Genomic DNA, 22225 nt, shown 5'->3' with positions numbered 1-22225 from the left:
TCGATTATGTGTCGACCAGGCTTCCCGACTCACCACGTTCCAGTGTAGTCGTCTAGCGCTTGGGAAGATCCTCATCTTCCGAGCCCTGCATTGCAACACCGGCGATCGCAAGTGCCAGACCGGCGGCCCACACACCCCACACGACGTAGCGGCGCCAGTCCCTTGGCATGTGCTGGGTGCGCTTTGAAGTGCTGAGCGCGCCAAACGCGGCCCCGATAACCCCGGGGTTTGTCACATACTTGCCGATCGCCATGGCTCCTCCTTGCGGGCCGAACAGTGCAAAGCTAAGCCTAACGCCCGGGTGTCTCGCATGCGATACGCTTGCAGAAGGAGTTTGTCACGGCGTGGCAAATATATCGGCTCGTAAAACCTGGGCCCACAAGCTACGAAGGAGAACCGGCATGGCGAAGCAGAAGACCGAGACGCTGTTCGAAGAGAGCTCGCAGGGAGCCGTTGGCGCGATCACCGGTGTGCTGTTTATTCTTTCCGTTGTGCTGATTCTTGGTGGTTTTGTGCTGATGGGCTACGGCATCCAGCCCAGCCTTGGTGCGGCCGAAGTATGGACCTTTGTCGGTGGACTCGCCTCAACCATTCTTGGTTTCATGATTCCATTCGGCATTCTTCCCGCAACCGGGAAGTAACGAAACGAACGTTTAACGGCGTCGGGGAGCACAGCTCCTCGGCGCCGTTGCCGTTTCAGAACCGAGACAGAATACGTCTGTGCATAGAATAGGACAATGGCACAGACTGACATCAAGCCGCGTAGTCGCGACGTCACCGACGGGATCGAGAAGGCCGCAGCGCGAGGCATGCTTCGCGCCGTGGGTATGGGAGATGAGGACTGGGATAAGCCCCAGATCGGCATCGCCAGCTCCTGGAACGAGATCACCCCGTGTAACTTGAGCCTCGACCGGCTCGCACAGGGTGCCAAAGAGGGTGTGCACTCGGGTGGGGGATACCCGCTGCAGTTCGGCACCGTCTCGGTTTCCGATGGCATCTCGATGGGCCACGAGGGTATGCACTTCTCGCTCGTCTCGCGTGAGGTCATTGCTGACTCGGTTGAAACCGTCATGATGGCGGAGCGCCTCGATGGTTCGATCCTGCTCGCCGGTTGCGACAAGTCGCTGCCGGGCATGCTGATGGCGGCTGCCCGCCTCGACCTTGCCTCGGTCTTCCTCTATGCAGGTTCGATTGCCCCCGGCTGGGTCAAGCTCACCGACGGCACGGAGAAGGAAGTCACCATCATCGACGCCTTCGAGGCCGTTGGTGCGTGCAAGGCCGGCACCATGAGCGAAGAAGACCTGAAGCGCATCGAGTGTGCGATCGCTCCCGGTGAGGGCGCCTGCGGTGGCATGTACACCGCCAACACGATGGCCTCGATTGCCGAGGCCCTCGGCATGAGCCTTCCCGGCTCTGCCGCTCCGCCCAGCGCGGATCGTCGCCGTGACTACTACGCCCACCGCTCGGGTGAGGCTGTTGTCAACATGCTGCGTCTCGGCATCACCGCTCGTGACATCCTCACGAAGAAGGCGTTCGAGAACGCGATCACGCTGCTCATGGCCTACGGCGGCTCGACCAACGCCGTGTTGCACCTGCTCGCAATTGCGCGCGAGGCCGAGGTGGATCTGACGCTCGAGGACTTCAACCGCATCGGCGCAAAGGTGCCGCACCTCGCCGACATGAAGCCGTTCGGCAAGTACGTGATGGCCGACATCGATCGCCACGGTGGTGTTCCGGTGATCCTCAAGGCCCTGCTCGACGCTGGCCTGCTGCACGGCGACGTGTTGACTGTGACCGGCAAGACCATGGCTGAGAACCTCGCCGAGCTGAACCCGGACCCGGTTGACGGCAAGGTGATCCACAACCTTGATGATCCGATTCACGCGACCGGTGGCCTCACGATCCTGCACGGCTCGCTGGCACCGGACGGGGCCGTGGTGAAGACCGCCGGCTTCGACGCCGAGGTGTTTGAAGGCCCCGCGCGCGTGTTCGAGCGTGAACGCGCCGCGATGGACGCGCTCACTGAGGGCAAGATCGGCAAGGGTGACATCGTTGTGATCCGCTACGAGGGACCCAAGGGTGGCCCCGGCATGCGCGAGATGCTTGCGATCACCGGTGCCATCAAGGGCGCTGGGCTCGGAAAAGATGTACTACTATTGACGGACGGGCGATTCTCAGGCGGCACAACCGGACTGTGTATCGGCCATATTGCACCGGAAGCATCGGACGGAGGTCCAGTTGCCCTGGTGCGCGACGGTGACCTGATTCGGGTCGATATCGCCGCTCAAACGCTCGACTTGCTGGTGGATCCCACTGAGCTTGAGGCCCGACGAGAGAACTGGGCCCCGCTTCCCCCGCGATACACCCGCGGCGTACTCGCGAAGTACACCAAGCTTGTGCATTCTGCCTCTGAGGGCGCAATCACGGGTTAGTTTGCGCCTCACGCGCCGGTGCTTCCACACGGAGACGCCCTTGTTTGTATTGCATGACACCTTCAATCGAGAAAGCAAGACATGACCTCGGAATCGAGTGCAGTGCCACATCAACCAGACCCGGATCATTCCGGCGGCGAACGGATGACCGGAGCGCAGGCTGTTGTTCGCAGCCTGGAAGCGCTCGGCGTGCGTGACGTCTTCGGGCTTCCCGGCGGCGCAGTGTTGCCGCTGTACGACGCACTGATGGACGCGGCAGAGCTGCGCCACATCCTTGTTCGTCATGAGCAGGGCGGCGGCCACGCGGCTGAGGGATTCGCCTCGGCCAAGGGAGAGGTCGGCGTGTGCATCGCGACCTCGGGCCCCGGCGCCACGAACCTCGTCACCGCGATTGCGGATGCCTACATGGACTCCGTGCCGATGCTCGCGATTACCGGTCAGGTGTTTTCGCACCTTATGGGATCCGACGCGTTCCAGGAAGCCGACATCATCGGCATCACGATGCCGATCACGAAGCACTCCTTCCTCGTGAAGAAGCCTGAGGACGTGCCCGGCGCGATTGCCGCCGCGTACCACCTCGCTTCGACCGGTCGCCCCGGCCCAGTGCTGGTCGACATCACGAAGGATGCCCAGGAGGGCCTCGTCGATTTTGTGTGGGATCCGCGGGTTGATCTCGCGGGCTACCGCCCGATCACCAAGGCCAACAGCAAGCAGATTCAGGCGGCAGCGGATCTCATCGCGCAGGCCGAGCGTCCCGTGTTCTACGTGGGCGGTGGTGTTGGCCGTGCCGGTGCATCCGCCGAGCTGCTACAGCTTGCTGAGCTCGTTGGTGCGCCCGTCGTGACGACCCTCATGGCCCGCGGTGTGTTCCCTGATTCGCACCCGCAGCACCTCGGCATGCCGGGTATGCACGGCACGGTTCCGGCGGTGCTCGCGCTGCAGGAGTCCGATCTGCTGATCGCGCTTGGTGCGCGCTTCGACGACCGCGTGACCGGCAAGGCCGCGCAGTTCGCGCCCGACGCGAAGGTGATCCACGCGGATATTGACCCGGCAGAGATCGGCAAGATCCGCGCCGCAGACGTGCCGATCGTGGGCGACGCAGCCGAGGTTATTTCCGACCTCATTGCCGCGGTGTCGACGTGCAAGCTGAGCCGTGAGTGCGCCGACACCTCAGCCTGGTGGGAGCGCCTGCGCATGCTGCAGGAGAAGTTTCCGCTCGGATACCAGGAGACCACCGACGGTCTGCTCTCACCGCAGCACATCATTCAGCGCATCGGTGAGATCACCGGACCCGAGGGCATCTACGCGGCGGGAGTTGGTCAGCACCAGATGTGGGCGGCGCAGTTCATCAAGTATGAGCGCCCGAACGCCTGGTTGAACTCGGGCGGTGCCGGCACCATGGGTTACTCCGTGCCCGCTGCTATGGGTGCCAAGGTCGCCGAGCCCGACCGCGTGGTCTGGGCGATCGACGGCGACGGCTGCTTCCAGATGACGAACCAAGAGCTGGCCACCTGCATGGTGAACAACATCCCCATCAAGGTTGCCATCATCAACAACTCGTCGCTCGGCATGGTGCGACAGTGGCAGACGCTGATTTACAACGGCCGCTACTCGAACACCGAACTGAACACGGGTCACGGCAGCGCGCGCATTCCCGACTTTGTGAAGCTGGGCGAGGCGTACGGTTGCCTCGCCATTCGGGTTGAGCGCGAGGACCAGGTTGACGACGCGATCAAGCTCGCACTCGAGACGAATGATCGCCCCGTGGTGATCGACTTCGTTGTGAGCTCGGACGCGATGGTGTGGCCGATGGTTCGCCAGGGCACCTCCAACAGCGACATTCAGTATGCGCTTGAGCACGCCCCCGAGTGGGAGGAAGAGTAAAAATGAGCCGTCACGTACTCAGCCTCCTCGTAGAGGATAAGCCCGGTCTGTTGACCCGTGTTGCGGGGCTCTTTGCCCGCCGCGGTTTTAACATCGAATCGCTCGCTGTGGGCCCCACCGAGATGCGTGGACTGTCGCGCATCACCGTTGTGGTCGACGAAGACGAGATCCTGCTCGAGCAGGTGACCAAACAGCTGAACAAGCTTGTCAACGTCATCAAGATCGTGGAGCTGGAGGAATCCAACTCCGTGCAGCGCGAGCACGTGCTCATCAAGGTGCGCGCTGACAACCAAACTCGTTCACACGTGCTGGAGGCCGTGAGCCTCTTCCGTGCGCGGGTGGTCGACGTGGTGCCTGACGCGCTCACCATCGAGGTGACGGGCGACAGTGGCAAGATCGACGCCTTCCTGAAGGTGCTTGAGCCCTACGGAATCAAGGAGATCGCGCAGTCCGGGCTTATTGCCATGGGGCGCGGATCCAAGTCGATTACCGAGCGCGTCTTCAAAAACTGACCCCGCTGTCATCCTGCGCGAGCTTGCGAGTCGCAGGATCCATCCAAACCAGATTTACCGAAATCACACAACGAAAGAGAGTCACAAGTGGCTGAGATGTACTACGACGCAGATGCAGATCTGTCGATCATCCAGGGCAAGAAGGTTGCCATTGTCGGCTACGGCTCACAGGGGCACGCGCACGCAATGAACCTGCGCGACTCGGGTGTTGAGGTCGTCATCGCCCTCAAGGAGGGCTCGAAGTCGATCCAGAAGGCTGAAGAAGCCGGCTTCACCGTGAAGACCGTTGCTGACGCTGCTGAGTGGGCCGACCTGATCATGGTGCTTGCACCGGATCAGTACCAGCGCACAATCTACAACGAGTCGATCAAGCAGCACCTGACCGCTGGCAAGACGCTCGCGTTTGCTCACGGCTTCAACATTCGCTTCGGCTACATCGAGACCCCCGAGGGTGTCGACGTGATCCTCGTCGCTCCGAAGGCTCCGGGCCACACCGTGCGCCGCGAGTTCGAGGCCGGCCGCGGCATCCCCGACATCATCGCCGTCGAGGTTGACGCTTCGGGCTCCGCTTGGGAGACCGCGAAGTCGTACGCCAAGGCAATCGGTGGCACCCGCGCCGGTGTTATCAAGACCACCTTCACCGAAGAGACCGAGACGGACCTCTTCGGCGAGCAGGCAGTGCTCTGCGGTGGCACCTCGCAGCTCGTGCAGTACGGCTTCGAGACGCTGACCGAGGCTGGCTACCAGCCCGAGATCGCCTACTTCGAGGTGCTCCACGAGCTCAAGCTGATCGTCGACCTGATGTGGGAGGGCGGCATCGCCAAGCAGCGCTGGTCCGTCTCCGACACCGCTGAGTACGGCGACTACGTCTCGGGCCCGCGCGTCATCGACGCGAGCGTCAAGGAGAACATGAAGGCTGTGCTCGCAGACATCCAGTCGGGTGCCTTCGCAAAGCGCTTCATCGAGGATCAGGACAACGGTGGCAAGGAGTTCATCGAGCTCCGCACCAAGGCTGAGAAGCACCCGATCGAGACCACCGGTCGCGAGCTGCGCAAGCTCTTCGCTTGGAAGCAGACCGACACCGACTACGTCGACGGCAGCGCCGCGCGCTAGTCGCGTACTGCCCTTCATTCGGGGGTCAGTTTCTGGTAGTAAAACACTGTTTTCTACCAGAAACTGACCCCCGAATTGTTTATACGGGTGCCTTATGTGCGCGGGCGTGTCACGCGGGCCGTGGCTTGGGCCGCCCAGGGGTCCTCGGGCCAGGGGTGCTTCGGGTAGCGGCCGCGCATCTCACGGCGCACCTCTTGGTATGGGCCGTTCCAGAACGAGGAGAGATCGTCGGTGACCGCGAGCGGGCGGCGCGCGGGAGAGAGCAGATGCACTTGCACGGGTACCCTGCCCTCCACGAGTCGCGGTGTCTGCGCAAGGCCAAACATCTCCTGCAGCTTGACTGAGATCACGGGAGGGGCGGCAGGATCGGCGGGATCCGGGTAACGAATGCCCACTGTTGAGCCCGAGGGCACCGCCAGCCGCTCCGGGACCAACTCTTCGAGCCGCGCCGCCTCGGGCCAGGGGAGTAGCCGACGCAGCGCCGAGGCCACATCGATGCGGTGCAGCGAAGATGCCGCGCCGAGCCGATCAAGGTCGGGCCCGAGCCACTGCTCGAGGGGAGTCAGCAGCGCCTCGTCGCTCATTGCAGGCCAGGGTTCGCCGAGTTCCCTATGAAGCAGTGCGAGTCGGGCTCGCAGCCCGATTGCCGCCTCCGACCAGTTGAGCGCAGCAAGACCCCGCTCGCGCAGGTGGGCTGCGAAGGCTGGCCCGGTATCGGCATCGCTTGGTGCGGTGGGGGTCGAGGAGAGCAGGATCGCGCCGAACCGGTGTTCCTCTCGCACCCGCACCCGGCCATCCTCCACCCGAGCTAGGCGCTTGCGGGCGAGAAGGGTATCGCCGATCCTCAGTGCATCGGCCTCCGCGATTGGTGCGGCGAGACGGATCACCGCTCCCGCACCGTCGGCGGCGCGTCCCTCGGCACGCTGCACTTCGCGCACGGCGATCCATTCACTTCCAATCAGCCCGCTGTTCTCGGGGAGGGCAGCTCTGGTACCGCTTGCTAGCAGGTAGCCACGGGACCCCTCGGAGACGCGGTGCGCGATCCACTCGGGTCGACCAAGCGCCGCCACGATGCCGGGTGCGTCACCGGCTGCGCCGGGCGCGCTGGCCGAGAACGCCTCAGCGGGTGCGGCAACGGTCGAGAGCTCTGCCGCAGCGATCCGCTCGAGTCGCTGGCTCTCGCGGCGCCACCGCTCGGCGCCGGGTGCTCGACCGGTGCGCAGTTCGCGAAGGAGCCGCGGCAGATCGGCACCCGAGTCGCGGTGGTCGTCTGAGATTGCGGCGACCACCTCTGCGGCGAGACGGACATCGCCGAGCTCAATGGCCCCGGCGAGCAGCGCCCGCGCGTCCCGCACCCCGATTGGCAGTCGAGCCACGCGGGTTCCTTGCAAAGTGGGGTGTCCCGTCTCGTCGGTCAGGTGCAGGGCGCGAAGTTCCTCAACGGCCTCGTCCATTGCCGCGGCCGGGGGAGCGCTGGGGAGCGCCAAACCGACACCTCCCGGGGTGCCCCAGGCGGCCAGGAGCAGCGCGGTATCGGTGAGGTCGGCCGAGGCGATTTCCGGCGCCGACTCGGCGGGCATCCGCGCGAAGTCGGCCTCTGAATACGCGCGCACGACTCGGCCCGGCCCCTGACGCGCTGCTCGACCAGCGCGCTGCTCGGCGCTCGCCCGAGACGCGCTTACGGTAACGAGGCCAGTCATGCTGCGTGCGCGGTCGCGCCGTGCCTCTCGGGAGAGCCCGGAATCGACCACGAGATGCACTCCCGGCACAGTGAGCGAACTTTCGGCGAGTGAAGTACTGACAACGACCCGCGGCGGGTCACCCGGACCTCGTCCGCGCACCGCGCGATCCTGATCCCGTGCTGGCACCCTGCCGTGTAATGGAAGTATCTCGAGTGGACCGCGCGCGTTTGTGCGCAGCCGGCGCACGAGTTCATCGACCTCACGAGCGCCGGGAACAAAAACGAGCGTGTCGCAGGCTTCGGCCTGCTGCGCTTCGAGTGTCACAGCGGCGAGATGATCGAGGTAATTCCTGGTGACACCACGATCATCGAGGCGGGTTCCCGCGAAGGGAGCGTGGTCTTTTCGGAGCGGGTGCAGGGCAGAAGGGATATCGACAATCGGGGCCGCTCCGGCGTCTCCGGCCAACAGTTCCGCGACGCGGGAAGCATCGAGTGTTGCCGACATGGCAACCACGAGGAGGTCGTCGCGCAGCGTACGAACTTCCGCGATCATGCCGAGCAACAGATCGCTGTCAACCGAGCGCTCGTGTACCTCGTCGAGAATCACGGCCCCGATGCCGTCGAGGCCCGGGTCAGCGAGCAGGCGTCGCAGCAGCACACCCGGCGTGAGGACCTCAAGACGCGTGTGGTTTGAGGTGCGCCGTTCGCCGCGAACGGTAAAGCCGACTCCATCACCAACGGCAGTGCCGTCAAGCATCGCGATTCGGTTCGCGGCGGCTCGCACCGCAACACGCCGGGGCTGGGTGAGGAGGGTCGTGCCACGATCACGAACCAGGTTTGCGACCAGTGGTGGCACGAAGGTTGTCTTGCCGGTTCCCGGCGGGGCCGTCACGACCATAACGCCGAACTTCGCGGCCGATTCGAGCTCGTCTTGATGCTCCGCGACGGGAAGTCCAACTCCTATGGAGGTGAGGTTGAAGACCGGCGTAATCACGCTGCCAAGTCTAGGCTGGCCACCCGCTCACCGGATGCTCAAAGCACCGCGGCTATAAGGTTGAGGAATGCGGAAAAAGAAGGAACAAGCGGCGCGTGAGAGCACGCTTGCGAGCGGCTGGAAGGTCGAGGGTGAGGATCCGGTAGTTTCCGTCGAGGAAGACACTGTCGCGCCGGAAAGCACTGTTACGTCAGAAAACACCGTTGCGCTCGAAAGCACTGTTGCGCCGGAAGAACAAGTGACTGAGGTTGCCACGGATGCTGAATCCGCCGCGCCGGGGCTCAGCAACGGTGCCCTCGTAACCCTGGGTGTGTTTGGTGGTCTGTACCTGCTGTATGTCTGGGGCTGGTTCGTTATTGCGCAGGCCTACGCGTCAGTGAATGCTATGGCGGCCGCCGGCAGCGGCACGATCGGTGGGGTGCTGCAGCAGATCGTCTTCTGGGCAGCGCCACTTGCGCCCCTGCTCTGGTTCGGCGTCTCACTCTTCTTCAGCCGCGGCGGGCGAACGAAACGTCTTGTGTTGTTCTTGTTTATCGGGGCGATTGTGCTGTTGCCGTTGCCCATGCTCATCGCGAGGATTAGCTAGGTTATGGTCAAAGTAGTTTCGGCTTGGGTCGTCGGCTTTTTGTTGGCGGTGCTGTACCTGTATGCGGCCACAGCCGCGATTGGCAACCTCATCGGCATGTCCGGTCTCGCTGGTGCTCTTGGCACCGGGCTGAGCGCTGTCGGCTGGATCTGGTTGATTACCGGCATCGTTATGCCGGTGGTGCTGCTCTCGCTCGCGTTGATTCTCGGTAGAAAACGCAAAGCGGGGATTCGGATCCTGCTGCTGGCAGTAGGGATCACGGTTGTTGCAGTGTTGCAGATTGACCTGATGCACCTGATTCCTGAGTCGTCATATTTCGCGTAGCGTACGGAAGGCCGGTCTCGCGCCACTAGACTGGAAATCCGCGCGCCCAGGGCGCGCATTGTTTCTGTCGTTTATCCCCGAAGGAACCGCCTGATGCCTGCGCCAATCGTGCTGATCGCTGAACAACTCTCACCCGCCACGATCGCCGCTCTCGGCCCCGACTTCGAGGTGGTGCACGTCGACGGTACTGATCGCGACGCGCTGCGCTCGGCGCTCGCGACCGCTGACGCTGTGCTGGTGCGTTCGGCCACGCAGATTGATGCCGAAGCGCTGAGCTGGGCACCGAAGCTGAAGGTTGTTGCCCGGGCCGGTGTTGGTCTCGACAACGTCGACATTAAGGCCGCAACGCAGGCTGGTGTCATGGTTGTGAACGCACCGACCTCAAACATTATTAGTGCGGCCGAGCTGACTGTGGCCCACATCCTCGGCCTCGCACGCCACCTGCCGCGTGCACACTCATCACTGTCGGCGGGGGAGTGGAAGCGCTCCTCGTTCACCGGCATTGAGCTGTACGAAAAGACAGTCGGCATTATCGGCCTCGGCCGCATTGGCGCGCTCATTGCTGAGCGCCTGCGCGGTTTTGGCGTGGAACTCATCGCCTTTGATCCCTACGTCACCGCCGCGCGTGCGCAGCAGCTTGGTGTGCAGCTAGTGTCACTCGAGGAGCTCATCGAGCGCGTTGACTTCCTCACGATCCACATGCCTCGTACGCCCGAGACGCTCGGCATGATTGGCGCAGAGCAGCTCAAGGCGATGAAATCGACCGCCTACGTCGTGAACGTTGCCCGTGGCGGGCTCATTGACGAGGAAGCGCTCATCGCTGCGCTCGATGCCGGCGAGATCGCCGGTGCCGCGCTCGACGTCTTTGTGCAGGAGCCGCCAGCAGACACGACGCTCACCGGTCTGCCGAACGTCAACGTGACCCCTCACCTGGGGGCCTCCACCGAGGAAGCTCAAGAGAAAGCCGGAGTGTCGGTCGCGAAGTCGGTACGACTCGCTCTTGCCGGCGACCTGGTGCCCGACGCGGTGAACGTCGCCGGCGGCGTGATCGATGAGTACGTGCGCCCCGGTCTGCCCCTCACGGAGAAGCTCGGTCAGGTCTTCGCCGGACTCGCAGACGGTCCCATTGCTTCCCTCGACATCGAGGTGCACGGCGAGCTTGCCGAGCGCAACGTTGAAGCGCTGCGCCTTGCGGCTCTGAAGGGGCTGTTCTCCAAGGTTGTGAGCGATCCCGTGTCGTACGTCAACGCACCACTGCTCGCGGAACAGCGCAACATTGAGGTGCGGTTCAGCGTCGATGGAATTTCTGAGAGCTACCGAAACGTCATCACCCTGAGCGGTGCGCTGACCGACGGCACTCCCGTGTCCGTTTCGGGCACCCTCACTGGCCCCAAGCAGGTCGAGAAGATCGTTGAGGTCAACGGCTACGAGGTCGAGCTGCCGATTCCCGAGCACCTGATTGTATTCAGCTACACGGATCGCCCCGGCATCGTTGCAAGCTATGGCAACCTGCTGGGTGACGCGGGTGTGAACATTGCCGGTCTGCAGATCGCTCGTGATGAAAAGAAGGGCACAGCGCTCTCGGTGCTATCAGTTGATTCACCCGTAGATGAATCACTGATCGAGGCCTTGCGCGTCGCGATCGGTGCTGAGAAGATCAGCACAATCGATATCGACGTTCAGTAGGTCTGCCAGCCCGAGCGGGCTACCTAATGTAGTGGGCTACCAAATTTAGTACTCACAGCGCTACCCCCTTTTTCTGCACGCCTCCCGTGTGTATTTTTTACCTACAAGCATTACCGGGGAGTAATTGTAGTTAAAAGGGGACCACGATGTCGTGGAAAAAGTTTGTTACGTTGGCGATCGCAATTCCGCTCGTTGTGGTGTCTGCACAGCCCGCTTTTGCCGATAACGGAGCAACCGATGATCCCCTCGTGCAGGCGGGGATGAGTGCCCAGGCGAAGCCTGCACCGGGCACTACGACCGCTGACCCATCTGCGCCCACGACCGATCAACAAGATCAGAGTGGAACCGCAGATGAGCCCGGCACCGACCCCGGAACGAATGGTGGGTCGGGCCAGGGGGCCGATCCCGAAGCTCCGAACGGGGGAGAATCTGAGCAACCGACACCGGGCAGTGAACCTCCCAGCACCGAATCACCACAACCAGAGGCACCTCCGACCCCTGCCCCACAGCCCAAAACAGGGGCAACAAAGCAGAGCCCCAAACCGATAACTGCGCAGGCTGCAGAGCCAGTTGAGTCACTCAAGGTCTCCGGAGTGTTGCATGTTGCCCCAGGTGAGCCCACACAGGGATCGGTTGCGGCATCTGATGCGGGTGGAGCTGTAGACATGCTGCCTGACCAGGTCAAGCTTGAAACGGCGGAGGGCACAACACTTCCCCTTGATCCTGAATCTCTGGGAGAAGACGTATCAGGGGGAGAAGCGTTTTCTGGAACGGTGAGCCTGGACGACGCCGCTCAGCAGGCAGTGCAAGAGGTGGTTGAGGATTCCACAGCAACCGCTCAGAAAGCTCCAGACCTGGCGGTCGTTGTCGAGGCTGCGGCAACAGCAACGATTGCTGCAGGCGAGACGTTCGACGCAAAGGAGGTCGAGATCACACCGGCCCCGGCGCAGACAAAGGGCCCGGCTGCCATGCAGCACTCCGCAGACGTTGTGCTCATTACGAGCGCGACGGCATCTCAAGAATCTGCGGTGCGTGATCTCATGACACTGACGTCAAACTACTGGAAAAAAGAGTCAGAGGGGCTCATCACCGGCATCTCCGTGAACGCGGTAAAGCAGCTGTCGTCAGCAGGGATGGACGTGTGTGATCCGAACGCGGCCTGGGAAGCTGCGCGAGATCAGTTCCCGGGCGTTGACCACTACGAGAACGCGCGGCACCTCGTGGTGCTTGTCGACAAGAACTGTGGCCCGGGAGCAGCGGCTGGCTGGGGAGACATCTACACACTGCACGGCGGTGGTGAAATCTACGCCAACCTGGGGGCGAGGTACTCCGGGACCTCATTCAGGGATGCCCTCGGCATCGTCGCCCACGAGTTTGGCCACAACTTTGGGCTTGATCACAGCGGATCGCGCACCTGCAACGCCGATGCGTACGATGCGGCGCTCTCCAACGTGTGGATCTTCGATCCACAAACCCGGGCTTCGGGGCAGCTCTGCACCGACGACGAGTACCGCGATTCGTGGAGTGTCATGGGGTACTACCGGCCTGATCTTGGTCCGGTGTTGCCCTCACTGCCGATCAGCCAAAAAGCCGACATTGAGCTTCTCCCGGCAACTGCCATTCCGAAGGTCACACAGGCCGCAGGCAAAACTCAGCGCTTCACGATTAAAGCGCTCAGCTCAGGATCGGGGCTCCGCGGGATCCAGGTGCAGCAGTCGGGGAGCAGTGAACCCTTCTACGTCGAGTACCGCAGTGGAACGGGGCAGGACTCGGGCGCGAACTTTATGGATCCGAGCCAGCGGGGCGTCCGCATTCTGAAGCAGTACGACCGAGGCAGCATCGTGATTTCGAAGGCCGACGGGTACTCTCTGGGCAAGGGGGATTTCCTGCAGCCCTACGGTGGACGGGCACGGGTCATCGTGGAATCGGAAACGAGCGCCTCGGCGAACGTGCGCGTTGACTTCTACACCTCGTTTAGAGATGTGCCAGCGAGCCACAAGTTTGCGGGACCCATCCAGTGGATGTACGACACCAAGACCTCAACGGGAACTCGGCAGGTCGACGGATCCGCAGTCTATGGGCCCTCAGAGAACGTGACTCGAGGTGCTATCGCGGCCTTCCTGTTCCGAAGCGAGGCGCCGAGCGGTTACAAGCCTGGTTCAAAAGGAAAGCTGCCGTTCACCGACGTGTCGACGGGTCACAAATTCTACAAAGAGATCTATTGGATGTGGGAGAAGGGCATTACCACCGGCACGAGGCAAGCGAACGGTACCGTCAAGTTTTTGCCCAACGATTCGCTCACGCGCGAGGCTATGGCGGCCTTTCTCTACCGGGTGAACGGCGCGAAGTATTCGCCACCCGCAAAGTCCCCGTTCAAAGACGTATCCACCAAACAGCAGTTCTATAGGCAGATCACCTGGATGTACTCCAAGCAGATCACCACAGGGACGGCAACGAGCAGGGGTCTTGAGTATCAGCCCAAGAACCTGACTAGTCGCGCGGCCATGGCAGCGTTCATGCAGCGCTCGTCAAAGCTGTAGCGTGCGGATCCGGCGTTCAGGTAGGCGGCGGTGCTATCCTGAACGAGCGGGCGTCTGCCCGCATCAACGAAGAACCGAGCTCGTCGGCTGGCGGGCTGGTCTTCGGTGGTGGATCCCTCTCGATCTACGGGGTAAATAGTGAGGGTGGTCTTCTACTGTTGATCAGCGCCTGCGGTTGCCGCAGCGTCCTAGGCTGTCTGCCACGCGCTCACGTATGTAAGGAGTTCCCGTGGAGGGTCCTGAAATCAAGTTTGCGGAGGCCGTGCTCGATAACGGCAAGTTCGGCAAGCGCACCATCCGTTTTGAAACCGGCCGTCTCGCGCAGCAGGCACAGGGTGCCGTCGCCGCGTACCTCGACGAAGAGACCATGCTTCTCTCGGCCACCAGCGCATCAAAGAACCCGAAGGATCACTTCGACTTCTTCCCGCTGACCGTCGATGTTGAAGAGCGCTCGTACGCCGCGGGCAAGATCCCCGGCTCGTTCTTCCGTCGTGAGGGACGCCCCTCGACCGAGGCGATCCTGGTTTGCCGTCTCATCGACCGCCCGCTGCGCCCGTCGTTCGTTGACGGTCTCCGCAACGAGGTCCAGATCGTTGTCACCGTGCTCTCAATCGCGCCGGGTGAGTTCTACGATGCTCTCGCGATCAACGCGGCGAGCGCCTCGACCCAGATCTCGGGTCTGCCGTTCTCAGGCCCCATTGCTGGTGTGCGCCTCGCGCTCATCGGCGACCAGTGGGTTGCGTTCCCGAACGAGGCACAGCTTGCTGACGCCGTCTTCGACCTGATGGTTGCCGGTCGTGTGATCGTTGACAAGAACGGCAAGGAAGACGTCGCGATCATGATGGTCGAGGCTGAGGCCACTGAGGATTCTTGGAACCTCATCAAGGCTGGCGCCACGAAGCCCGACGAGGCAGTTGTTGCGCAGGGTCTTGAGGCCGCAAAGCCGTTCCTGTCGCAGCTCGTGAAGGCTCAGGAGCAGCTCGCCGCACAGTCGGCGAAGGAGATCCAGGAGTATCCGGTCTTCCTGCCCTACACCGACGAGGTCTACGCCGCTGTCGCTGAGCTCGCAGAGGCTGAGCTCGCTGGCATCTACCAGATCGCTGACAAGCAGGAGCGTCAGGACGCTGATGACGCACTGAAGGCTCGCGTCAAGGAAGCCATCGTGGCCAAGGTTGAGGCAGGCGCACTTGACGCTTCCGCCGAGGGCCAGGTTTCGGGCGCGTACAAGTCCGTCACCAAGAAGATCGTTCGCGGCCGGATCCTCGCAGAGGGTGCGCGCATCGACGGTCGTGGTCTGCGCGACATTCGTGCACTCGACGCCGAGGTTCAGGTCATCCCGCGCGTGCACGGTTCCGCGATCTTCCAGCGCGGCGAGACCCAGATCATGGGTGTCACCACACTGAACATGCTGAAGATGGAGCAGCAGATCGACTCGCTGTCGCCCACGACCAGCAAGCGTTACATGCATCACTACAACTTCCCGCCATACTCGACCGGTGAGACCGGCCGCGTTGGCAGCCCGAAGCGCCGCGAGATTGGCCACGGCTTCCTCGCGGAGCGCGCGTTGGTTCCGGTTCTGCCGGCCCGCGACGAGTTCCCCTACGCAATCCGCCAGGTATCTGAGGCGCTGAGCTCAAACGGCTCGACCTCGATGGGCTCCGTCTGCGCTTCGACGCTGTCGCTGCTCAACGCCGGTGTGCCGCTGCGCGCCGCCGTTGCTGGCATCGCGATGGGTCTTGTCAGCGACCAGGTTGACGGCGAGACGCGCTACGCGACCCTCACCGACATCCTCGGTGCAGAGGACGCACTCGGCGATATGGACTTCAAGGTCGCAGGTACCTCGGAGTTCATCACTGCACTGCAGCTCGACACCAAGCTCGACGGCATCCCGTCAGACGTGCTCGCTGGCGCACTGACGCAGGCCAAGGAAGCACGCACCACGATCCTGGGTGTGCTCAACCAGGCAATCGACACGCCCGACGAGATGGCGCCCACCGCGCCTCGCGTTATCAGCGTGAAGATTCCCGTCGACAAGATCGGCGAGCTGATCGGGCCCAAGGGCAAGACGATCAACGGTATCCAGGACACCACTGGTGCCGACATCTCGATCGACGACGACGGCACCGTGTACATCGGTGCGGTTGACGGTCCGTCGGCTGAGGCCGCTCGCGCGCAGGTCAACGCGATCGCGAACCCGCAGAACCCCGAGGTCGGCGAGCAGTACCTCGGTACCGTCGTGAAGAACGCCGCCTTTGGCGCGTTCGTCTCGCTGCTTCCCGGCAAGGATGGCCTGCTGCACATCTCTGAGGTGCGCAAGCTCGCCGGTGGCAAGCGAATCGACAGCGTTGATGACGTGCTCTCGATCGGTCAGAAGATCCTCGTGAAGATCACGAAGGTTGACGATCGTGGCAAGCTCTCACTCGAGCCCGTGCTCGAGGAAGGCGCTGCTGAGGCAGAGGCAGCTCCTGCCGAGGCCGCTGCAGAGTAACTCTCGCACGTAGAAATGCCCGCCACCCCGTCAGGGGTGGCGGGCATTTTTGATCCCGCCCGCGCTGCCCATGCTGTCCGCGCTGCCCGCACCGCCCTTCCCTCAAGCGGGTGTAGCCATATTGCTAGTTGAGGCCCGCTCAACCCGCAATACGGCTACACCCGATTTGAGAAGGACGTTGCCAGCGCGGATCGAATAGGCTGAGGGGATGCTTGAACCTATCGCCCTTCCGCTGGATCTGCCAGAACTCGCCGTTGACCTGAGCGGGGGGCTCGTTCGCCGCTCGGTGCACCCGAGTGGGCTGCGGGTTCTCACGGAGTTCATGCCCGGCGCGCGCAGCGCGGCGATTGGGTTCTGGGTGGGCGTTGGATCGCGTGACGAGCAGAGCGAGCGCGGTGACGCTCCCGGAAGCCTCGGATCCACGCACTTTCTCGAGCACCTGCTGTTCAAAGGCACCCCTACGCGCGACGCCTATTCCATCGCCACGAGCTTCGACCGCATCGGTGCCGAGCACAACGCACTGACCGCGAAGGAGTACACCTGCTACTACGCAAAGGTGCGCGACGCTGACCTTGAGGGTGCGGTGACGGTGCTCGCAGACATGGTGGCGAACTCGGTGCTCGATCCCGAAGAGTTCGAAAACGAGCGGGGCGTGATCCTCGAAGAGATCGCAATGGCCGCCGACGACCTCACCGATGTGGCTAATGAACGCTTCTTCGAAGAGGTGATGGGGGATCACCCGCTGGGGCGCCCAATCGGTGGCAGCCCCGAGACAATTAACCAGGCGCAGCGCGGCGACGTGGATCGCCACTACCGCGACCAGTACGACCCTTCGACGCTGGTTGTCACTGCCGCGGGAGCTGTGGACCACGACAAGCTGCTTGAGCAGGTGCTCACCGCCCTCAACTTTTCGCCCGAGGAGCGCTGGCACACCGACCGCACGGCAACCCCTGTGCGACGCGAGTTGCGCACGGATCTGACCGCCATCCCGCACCGCGACTCTGAAGCCGCGCGCGTGGCCGTCACTGAGCGCCCGAGCGAGCAGATCAACCTGATGATCGGTACCCCGGGGTTGCGCTCGGGTGATCCTCGTCGCTTCGCGTTTGGCATTATGAACGCGGTGCTCGGTGGTGGCATGTCGAGCCGACTGTTCCAGGAGATCCGCGAGAAGCGTGGACTCGCCTACACCGCGTATTCGTTCGGAGCGAGCTACTCCGATGCCGGACTGTTTGGCATGTACGCGGGCACTGCGCCTGAGAAGGCTGCCGAGGTTGTTGAGCTGAGCCGCATCGAACTGCAGAAGATTGCTGACAGCGGCATTACGGAAGAAGAGCACGAGCGTGCACTCGGGCAGATTGCAGGATCAACGGCGCTCGCGCTCGAAGATTCCGATACCCGCATGGGGCGCCTTGCTCGATCCGAACTCGGCAGTGGTGAGCTGTTTGATCTCGACACCTCGCTCGAGCGCTTCCGGGCGGTGACGGCGGAGGACATTCGCTCCATCGCCGCCGAGTTGGCAGCGGCCCCGACAACGGTCGTCGCGGTGGGGGACACCTCGCGCTCGACCCTCAGTGCAACGGAGTAGTTTGAGTTCCATGACTGTCAAAGTTGCTGTGGCCGGTGCGACAGGTCGTCTCGGGCGCCTCGTCTGCGAAATCGTCGAGGCCGATCCCGCGTATGAACTGGTTGCAAAACTCTCGAGCCGCTCCGGCGTCGAAGAGGGCGCGAACGCCCAGATTCTTGTTGATGTGAGCCATCCAGATGCCTCTCCGGCGATTGTCGAGCGGGCACTGGATCGTGGCCAGCGAGTGCTGGTGGGCACGAGCGGCTGGTCTGAGGCGAAGCTTGCCCCGCTACGCGAGAAGGTTGCCGAATCTGGCGCGACCGTTATCGTCGTGCCGAACTTTTCGCTTGGCTCGGTACTTGGCACGGTGCTCGCACGGATCGCCGCGCCCTTCTACGACTCGATCGAGATTATCGAAGCGCACCACCCGGCCAAGGTGGACTCGCCTTCGGGAACCGCGGTGCGCACCGCTGAGCTAATGGCTGCGGCCCGCGGCGGAGCACCCACAGCGGCGCCGTTCGCCGATCAGCCGGCGCGTGGCGAACTCGTTGCGGGTATTCCAGTGCACAGCCTCCGCCTCGCCGGTGTTGTTGCGAAGCAAGAGGTCCGCCTCGGCGGCCCGGGCGAGGTGCTCTCGATCACACACGACACCCACTCAGACGAGGCCTACCGCGCGGGCATCGTGGCGGCGCTTGCCGCGCTCCAGACTGCCAGCGGCCTGACCGTGGGCCTCGAGGGTGTGCTTGGCCTCGACGGCATCCTCGCAAATCAGAAGGGCCTGTAGACATGGGAGCTCGATCTCGCGCCATCCTCGGGGTTGTCACCATCAGCGTGTTGCTGGTGCTGTACTTCGGTTTTGTCGGAATCCGCGCGGTGGCGCTGCTGGCCTCGGGCCAGGCGATCCCGATCATCATGGGTGTGGCCATGCTGGTGCTGCCGATTATCGGGGTCTGGGCGCTGCTTCGTGAACTGATGTTCGGCAGGCAGGCAACCAGGCTTGCGGATCGCCTCGCGCAAGCGGGGCTCATGCCCGACGAGCAGGTTGATGTGTCGCCGACCGGACGGCCCGATCGGGAACAGGCCGACGCTGCATTTCCGCGGTATCAAGCAGAAGCCGAGGCCGATCCTGAATCTTGGCAGGCCTGGATGCGGCTCGGGATCGTGTACGACGCCTGTGGTGACCGAAAACGTGCCCGAGGGGCGATCCGACAAGCGATTTCTCTAGAACGCAACGAAATCCGAAGGTAATATCACGTAAATTAGGCATTTTCGCAGCTTCTGCTTACAATCGTCCGCGGGAGAAAGCATCGGGGCCCCATGACCCCGAGAATATGACTTTCTTCCCAGAGCAATGAGCGCTCGAAGCGCCAGAAAGCACGGAAGTCACGTGGCCAAATACGACCTGAATGCCCCCGCACCGGAAACCCGAACCCTAGACTCGGTCACCGGAATCAGCAAGAAGGGTCTTCCCTCCGGAACTGTTGGGGTGCTCGGCGCGCTCGTCATCGGTATCTCGACCTGCGCCCCGGCCTACACGCTGACCGCCGCCATCGGGCCCGCGGCCAGCGAGGTCGGATACCAGACCCCTGCGATCTTCCTCATGGGGTTCATCCCCATGCTGCTGGTAGCGCTCGGCTACCGCGCACTGAACTCCGCGATGCCCGACTCGGGCACATCATTCACCTGGGCTACCCGCGCGTTCGGCCCGTGGGTTGGCTGGATGGCCGGTTGGGGCCTCATCGCAGCGACCGTGCTGGTGCTCTCGAACCTCGCCGGTATCGCGGTTGAGTTCCTGTTCCAATCACTCGGAATCTTGCTCAACGACCCGTCTATTGCAGATATCGCGGGCAACAAGTTCATCAATATTGCAGTGTGTCTCGCGTTCATGGCGATCGCGACCTACATTTCCTTCCGGGGCATGACCTCGACAAAGGTGTTCCAGTACATCACCGTTATCTTCCAGATGGCCGTGCTGGTGTGGTTCATTATTGCGATGTTTATGGGTGCCGCTGACCCCGCAAACGCCGCGGGTCAGCTGCCGGAACTTTCATGGTTTAACCCGTTCGAGGTTGACAGCTTCAGCGCGTTCGCGGCCGGTATTGCCGTGTCGATCTTTGTGTACTGGGGCTGGGACACCGTGCTGACCATGGGTGAAGAAACGAAGCCGTCGAAGGGGCGTATCTCAACCGAGAGCAAGGCCGCGATGATTCTCGTTGCGATCCTCGTTGTGCTCTACGTTGGCACCGCCGCCGCGACCGTGGCCTATGCGGGCCTGGGAGACACCGGAACCGGCCTCAACAACTCAGCCATCGCGGAGAACGTGTTCGCGGCACTCGCGCACCCGGTAATGGGCCCGGCCGCGATCCTGCTGTCGCTCGCGATTCTCGTGAGCGCACTCGCCTCGATCAACTCGACCGCGATTTCGCCGGCTCGTACGCTGCTCGCCATGTCGCACTACAAGGCGCTGCCCGCGTCGATCAAGCGGATCCACCCGAAGTACAAGTCGCCCTACGTGGCACTGCTGTGGTCGTCGATCGTTGCTTCGGCGTTCTACGCGGTCATGCGCTTCATCAGCGAGGACGTGCTCTGGGACACGATTACCGCGCTCGGCATGATGGTCTGCTTCTACTACGGCATCACGGCTCTCGCGAGCCCGTGGTACTTCCGCAAGACCGCACGTCGCGAAGGCGTAGGCTCCGTGATCTCGAAGATTGTGCTGCCCGCGATTGGTGGCATCCTGCTGCTCGTAGTCTTCGTGCAGACCACAATCGACAGCATGAACCCTGACTTCGGTTCGGGCAGCAACATCGCCGGTATTGGGCTCGTTGGCATTATCGGCGTGGTTGTGCTCGGCCTCGGCGTTGTGCTGATGTTTGTGCAGGCGAAGGCGCAGCCGGAGTTCTTCCGCGGACAGGTGCTCTCGCGGGCCGATGCGAGTGACGACACCTCAGCGGTTGACGTGTTCGACGACGGTCTCAACTAGTCGCGTCCGCTAATCTGCTGACAGAGAACGGCCTGGATCCCGGTGGGGTCCGGGCCGTTTTTCACTGCATCGGAGGTACACTTGCGGGGTGGCTGCGATCCTGACTCCCTATGAAGACCTGTTGCGCGAAGTGCTGGAGACCGGCACACCGAAGTCGGACCGCACAGGCACCGGCACCCGTAGCCTGTTCGGGCGACAGATTCGTTTTGACCTGGCCGACTCGTTCCCGCTGATCACGACCAAGCGCGTGCACTTCAAGTCCGTCGCGGTCGAACTGCTGTGGTTCTTGCGCGGCGAGGGGAACGTCGCTTTTCTGCGCGAAAACGACGTGACGATCTGGGACGAGTGGGCGAACGCTGACGGCGACCTAGGGCCCGTCTACGGGGTGCAGTGGCGATCCTGGCCAACCCCTAACGGCGAGAGCATTGACCAGATTTCGCAGGTGATCGAGCAGATCAAGGTGAACCCCGATTCGCGTCGTCTGATCGTTTCGGCCTGGAACGTGGCCGAACTCGACAAGATGGCGCTCGCGCCCTGCCACGCCTTCTTCCAGTTTTACGTCGCCGACGGCAAACTGTCGTGCCAGCTGTACCAGCGCTCGGCCGACATGTTCCTCGGGGTGCCCTTCAATATCGCGAGCTACGCGCTGCTCACGCTGATGATCGCGCAGCAGACCGGGCTGGAGCCTGGGGAGTTCGTATGGACCGGCGGTGACTGCCACATCTACGACAACCACGTCGAGCAGGTCGAGCGGCAGTTAGCTCGGGATCCCTTCCCGTACCCGAAGCTCGAACTTCGCAGGGCAGACTCGATCTTCGACTACACACTCGATGACTTCGAGGTTGTGGGCTACGAGCACCACCCGGGCATCAAGGCGCCGGTGGCTGTATGACGCATCGCCTCGGCATGATCTGGGCCGAAGCCCGCGGAGGGGCGATCGGGCGCGACGGCGTGATGCCGTGGCATCTGCCCGAAGACCTTGCGCATTTCAAGCGCGTGACGCTCGGCGCTCCCGTGATCATGGGGCGCCGCACGTGGGAATCGCTGCCTGAGCGGTTTCGGCCGCTGCCGGGGCGCGCGAACATCGTGGTGACGCGGGATCCCGACTACGTTGCGGAGGGGGCGACCGTTGTTGTGTCGCTCGCCGCTGCAATCGACTACGCAGCTGCGGACGCCTGGATTATGGGCGGTGGCCAGCTGTACCGCGAGGCACTGCCTCTCGCAGATGAGCTTGTGGTGACGCGGATCGAGCTCGACGTGCCCGACGCCGACACGTTTGCGCCCGAGTTTGAGGCCGAAGAGGGGTGGCGCCTGCAAGATGCTGGGACTCCTTTGGTGGCTGCCTCCGGGCTCGGCTATCGCTTCGAACGCTGGGTTCGCAGCTAACTTCCGCCCGATCCTGACGGGGCAATCGGCGGGGCCCTGGCGGCGCGCGCAG

18 protein-coding genes are annotated in these 22225 nt (G+C 62.9%); 16 read left to right on the top strand and 2 right to left on the bottom strand.

Annotated elements, in window-relative coordinates; genetic code table 11:
* Positions 1-52: 52 nt before the first annotated feature.
* Positions 53-253: a hypothetical protein gene (locus tag G7068_RS03930; protein WP_166289221.1), complete on the bottom strand. Its 201-nt coding sequence runs from the start codon at positions 251-253 to the stop codon at positions 53-55.
* A 148-nt stretch (positions 254-401) separates the two neighbouring features.
* On the opposite strand from G7068_RS03930, the gene G7068_RS03925 reads away from it, so the two are divergent.
* The 5 genes from G7068_RS03925 to ilvC all read left to right on the top strand — a co-directional run bounded on the left by G7068_RS03925 (position 402) and on the right by ilvC (position 5941).
* Complete coding sequence (locus G7068_RS03925) at positions 402-641, top strand: hypothetical protein (RefSeq protein ID WP_166289218.1); 240 nt, start codon at positions 402-404, stop codon at positions 639-641.
* 96 nt (positions 642-737) lie between these two features.
* Positions 738-2432, top strand: a complete 1695-nt coding sequence (ilvD, locus tag G7068_RS03920; protein ID WP_166289215.1) for a dihydroxy-acid dehydratase — start codon at positions 738-740, stop codon at positions 2430-2432.
* 81 nt (positions 2433-2513) lie between these two features.
* Positions 2514-4316: an acetolactate synthase large subunit gene (locus G7068_RS03915; RefSeq protein WP_166289212.1), complete on the top strand. Its 1803-nt coding sequence runs from the start codon at positions 2514-2516 to the stop codon at positions 4314-4316.
* A 2-nt stretch (positions 4317-4318) separates the two neighbouring features.
* Entirely contained in the window at positions 4319-4828 is a 510-nt protein-coding gene (ilvN, locus tag G7068_RS03910; RefSeq protein ID WP_166289208.1) for an acetolactate synthase small subunit, read from the top strand.
* A gap of 87 nt (positions 4829-4915) precedes the next feature.
* A complete protein-coding gene (gene ilvC, locus G7068_RS03905; protein ID WP_166289205.1) occupies positions 4916-5941 on the top strand; it encodes a ketol-acid reductoisomerase in 1026 nt (341 codons plus the stop codon).
* Between the two features lie 92 nt (positions 5942-6033).
* Here ilvC and hrpB read toward each other — a convergent pair whose 3' ends face one another.
* Positions 6034-8613 carry an ATP-dependent helicase HrpB gene (gene hrpB, locus G7068_RS03900; RefSeq protein WP_166292979.1) on the bottom strand — a complete coding sequence of 860 codons (2580 nt, stop codon included), beginning with the start codon at positions 8611-8613 and terminating at the stop codon, positions 6034-6036.
* Positions 8614-8683: 70 nt separating this feature from the next.
* On the opposite strand from hrpB, the gene G7068_RS03895 reads away from it, so the two are divergent.
* The 11 genes from G7068_RS03895 to G7068_RS03845 all read left to right on the top strand — a co-directional run bounded on the left by G7068_RS03895 (position 8684) and on the right by G7068_RS03845 (position 22173).
* Positions 8684-9202 (top strand): hypothetical protein, encoded by a 519-nt coding sequence (locus G7068_RS03895; RefSeq protein WP_166289202.1) that lies wholly within the window; start codon positions 8684-8686, stop codon positions 9200-9202.
* Positions 9203-9205: 3 nt separating this feature from the next.
* A complete protein-coding gene (locus tag G7068_RS03890) occupies positions 9206-9526 on the top strand; it encodes a DUF3422 domain-containing protein (RefSeq protein ID WP_166289199.1) in 321 nt (106 codons plus the stop codon).
* Between the two features lie 93 nt (positions 9527-9619).
* Complete coding sequence (gene serA, locus G7068_RS03885; RefSeq protein WP_166289196.1) at positions 9620-11212, top strand: phosphoglycerate dehydrogenase; 1593 nt, start codon at positions 9620-9622, stop codon at positions 11210-11212.
* A gap of 146 nt (positions 11213-11358) precedes the next feature.
* Entirely contained in the window at positions 11359-13752 is a 2394-nt protein-coding gene (locus G7068_RS03880; protein WP_166289193.1) for an S-layer homology domain-containing protein, read from the top strand.
* A 229-nt stretch (positions 13753-13981) separates the two neighbouring features.
* Complete coding sequence (locus tag G7068_RS03875; RefSeq protein WP_166289190.1) at positions 13982-16240, top strand: polyribonucleotide nucleotidyltransferase; 2259 nt, start codon at positions 13982-13984, stop codon at positions 16238-16240.
* A gap of 208 nt (positions 16241-16448) precedes the next feature.
* Entirely contained in the window at positions 16449-17825 is a 1377-nt protein-coding gene (locus tag G7068_RS03870; RefSeq protein WP_166289187.1) for a M16 family metallopeptidase, read from the top strand.
* Between the two features lie 10 nt (positions 17826-17835).
* Complete coding sequence (dapB, locus tag G7068_RS03865) at positions 17836-18588, top strand: 4-hydroxy-tetrahydrodipicolinate reductase (protein ID WP_166289184.1); 753 nt, start codon at positions 17836-17838, stop codon at positions 18586-18588.
* 2 nt (positions 18589-18590) lie between these two features.
* A complete protein-coding gene (locus tag G7068_RS03860) occupies positions 18591-19052 on the top strand; it encodes a tetratricopeptide repeat protein (RefSeq protein ID WP_166289182.1) in 462 nt (153 codons plus the stop codon).
* Positions 19053-19191: 139 nt separating this feature from the next.
* Entirely contained in the window at positions 19192-20787 is a 1596-nt protein-coding gene (locus tag G7068_RS03855) for an APC family permease (RefSeq protein WP_205881340.1), read from the top strand.
* 88 nt (positions 20788-20875) lie between these two features.
* The gene (locus tag G7068_RS03850; RefSeq protein WP_166289176.1) at positions 20876-21679 is read left to right on the top strand and encodes a thymidylate synthase; all 804 of its coding nucleotides are present in this window, start codon (positions 20876-20878) and stop codon (positions 21677-21679) included.
* Positions 21676-22173 (top strand): dihydrofolate reductase, encoded by a 498-nt coding sequence (locus G7068_RS03845; protein ID WP_166289173.1) that lies wholly within the window; start codon positions 21676-21678, stop codon positions 22171-22173. The genes G7068_RS03850 and G7068_RS03845 overlap by 4 nt, the downstream gene beginning before the upstream one ends.
* Positions 22174-22225 lie beyond the last annotated feature (52 nt).

It is taken from the genome of Leucobacter viscericola, from assembly GCF_011299575.1.
In the GTDB taxonomy this organism is placed as follows: Bacteria; Actinomycetota; Actinomycetes; order Actinomycetales; family Microbacteriaceae; genus Leucobacter; species Leucobacter viscericola.
This window is presented reverse-complemented; position numbering and strand designations above follow the sequence as displayed.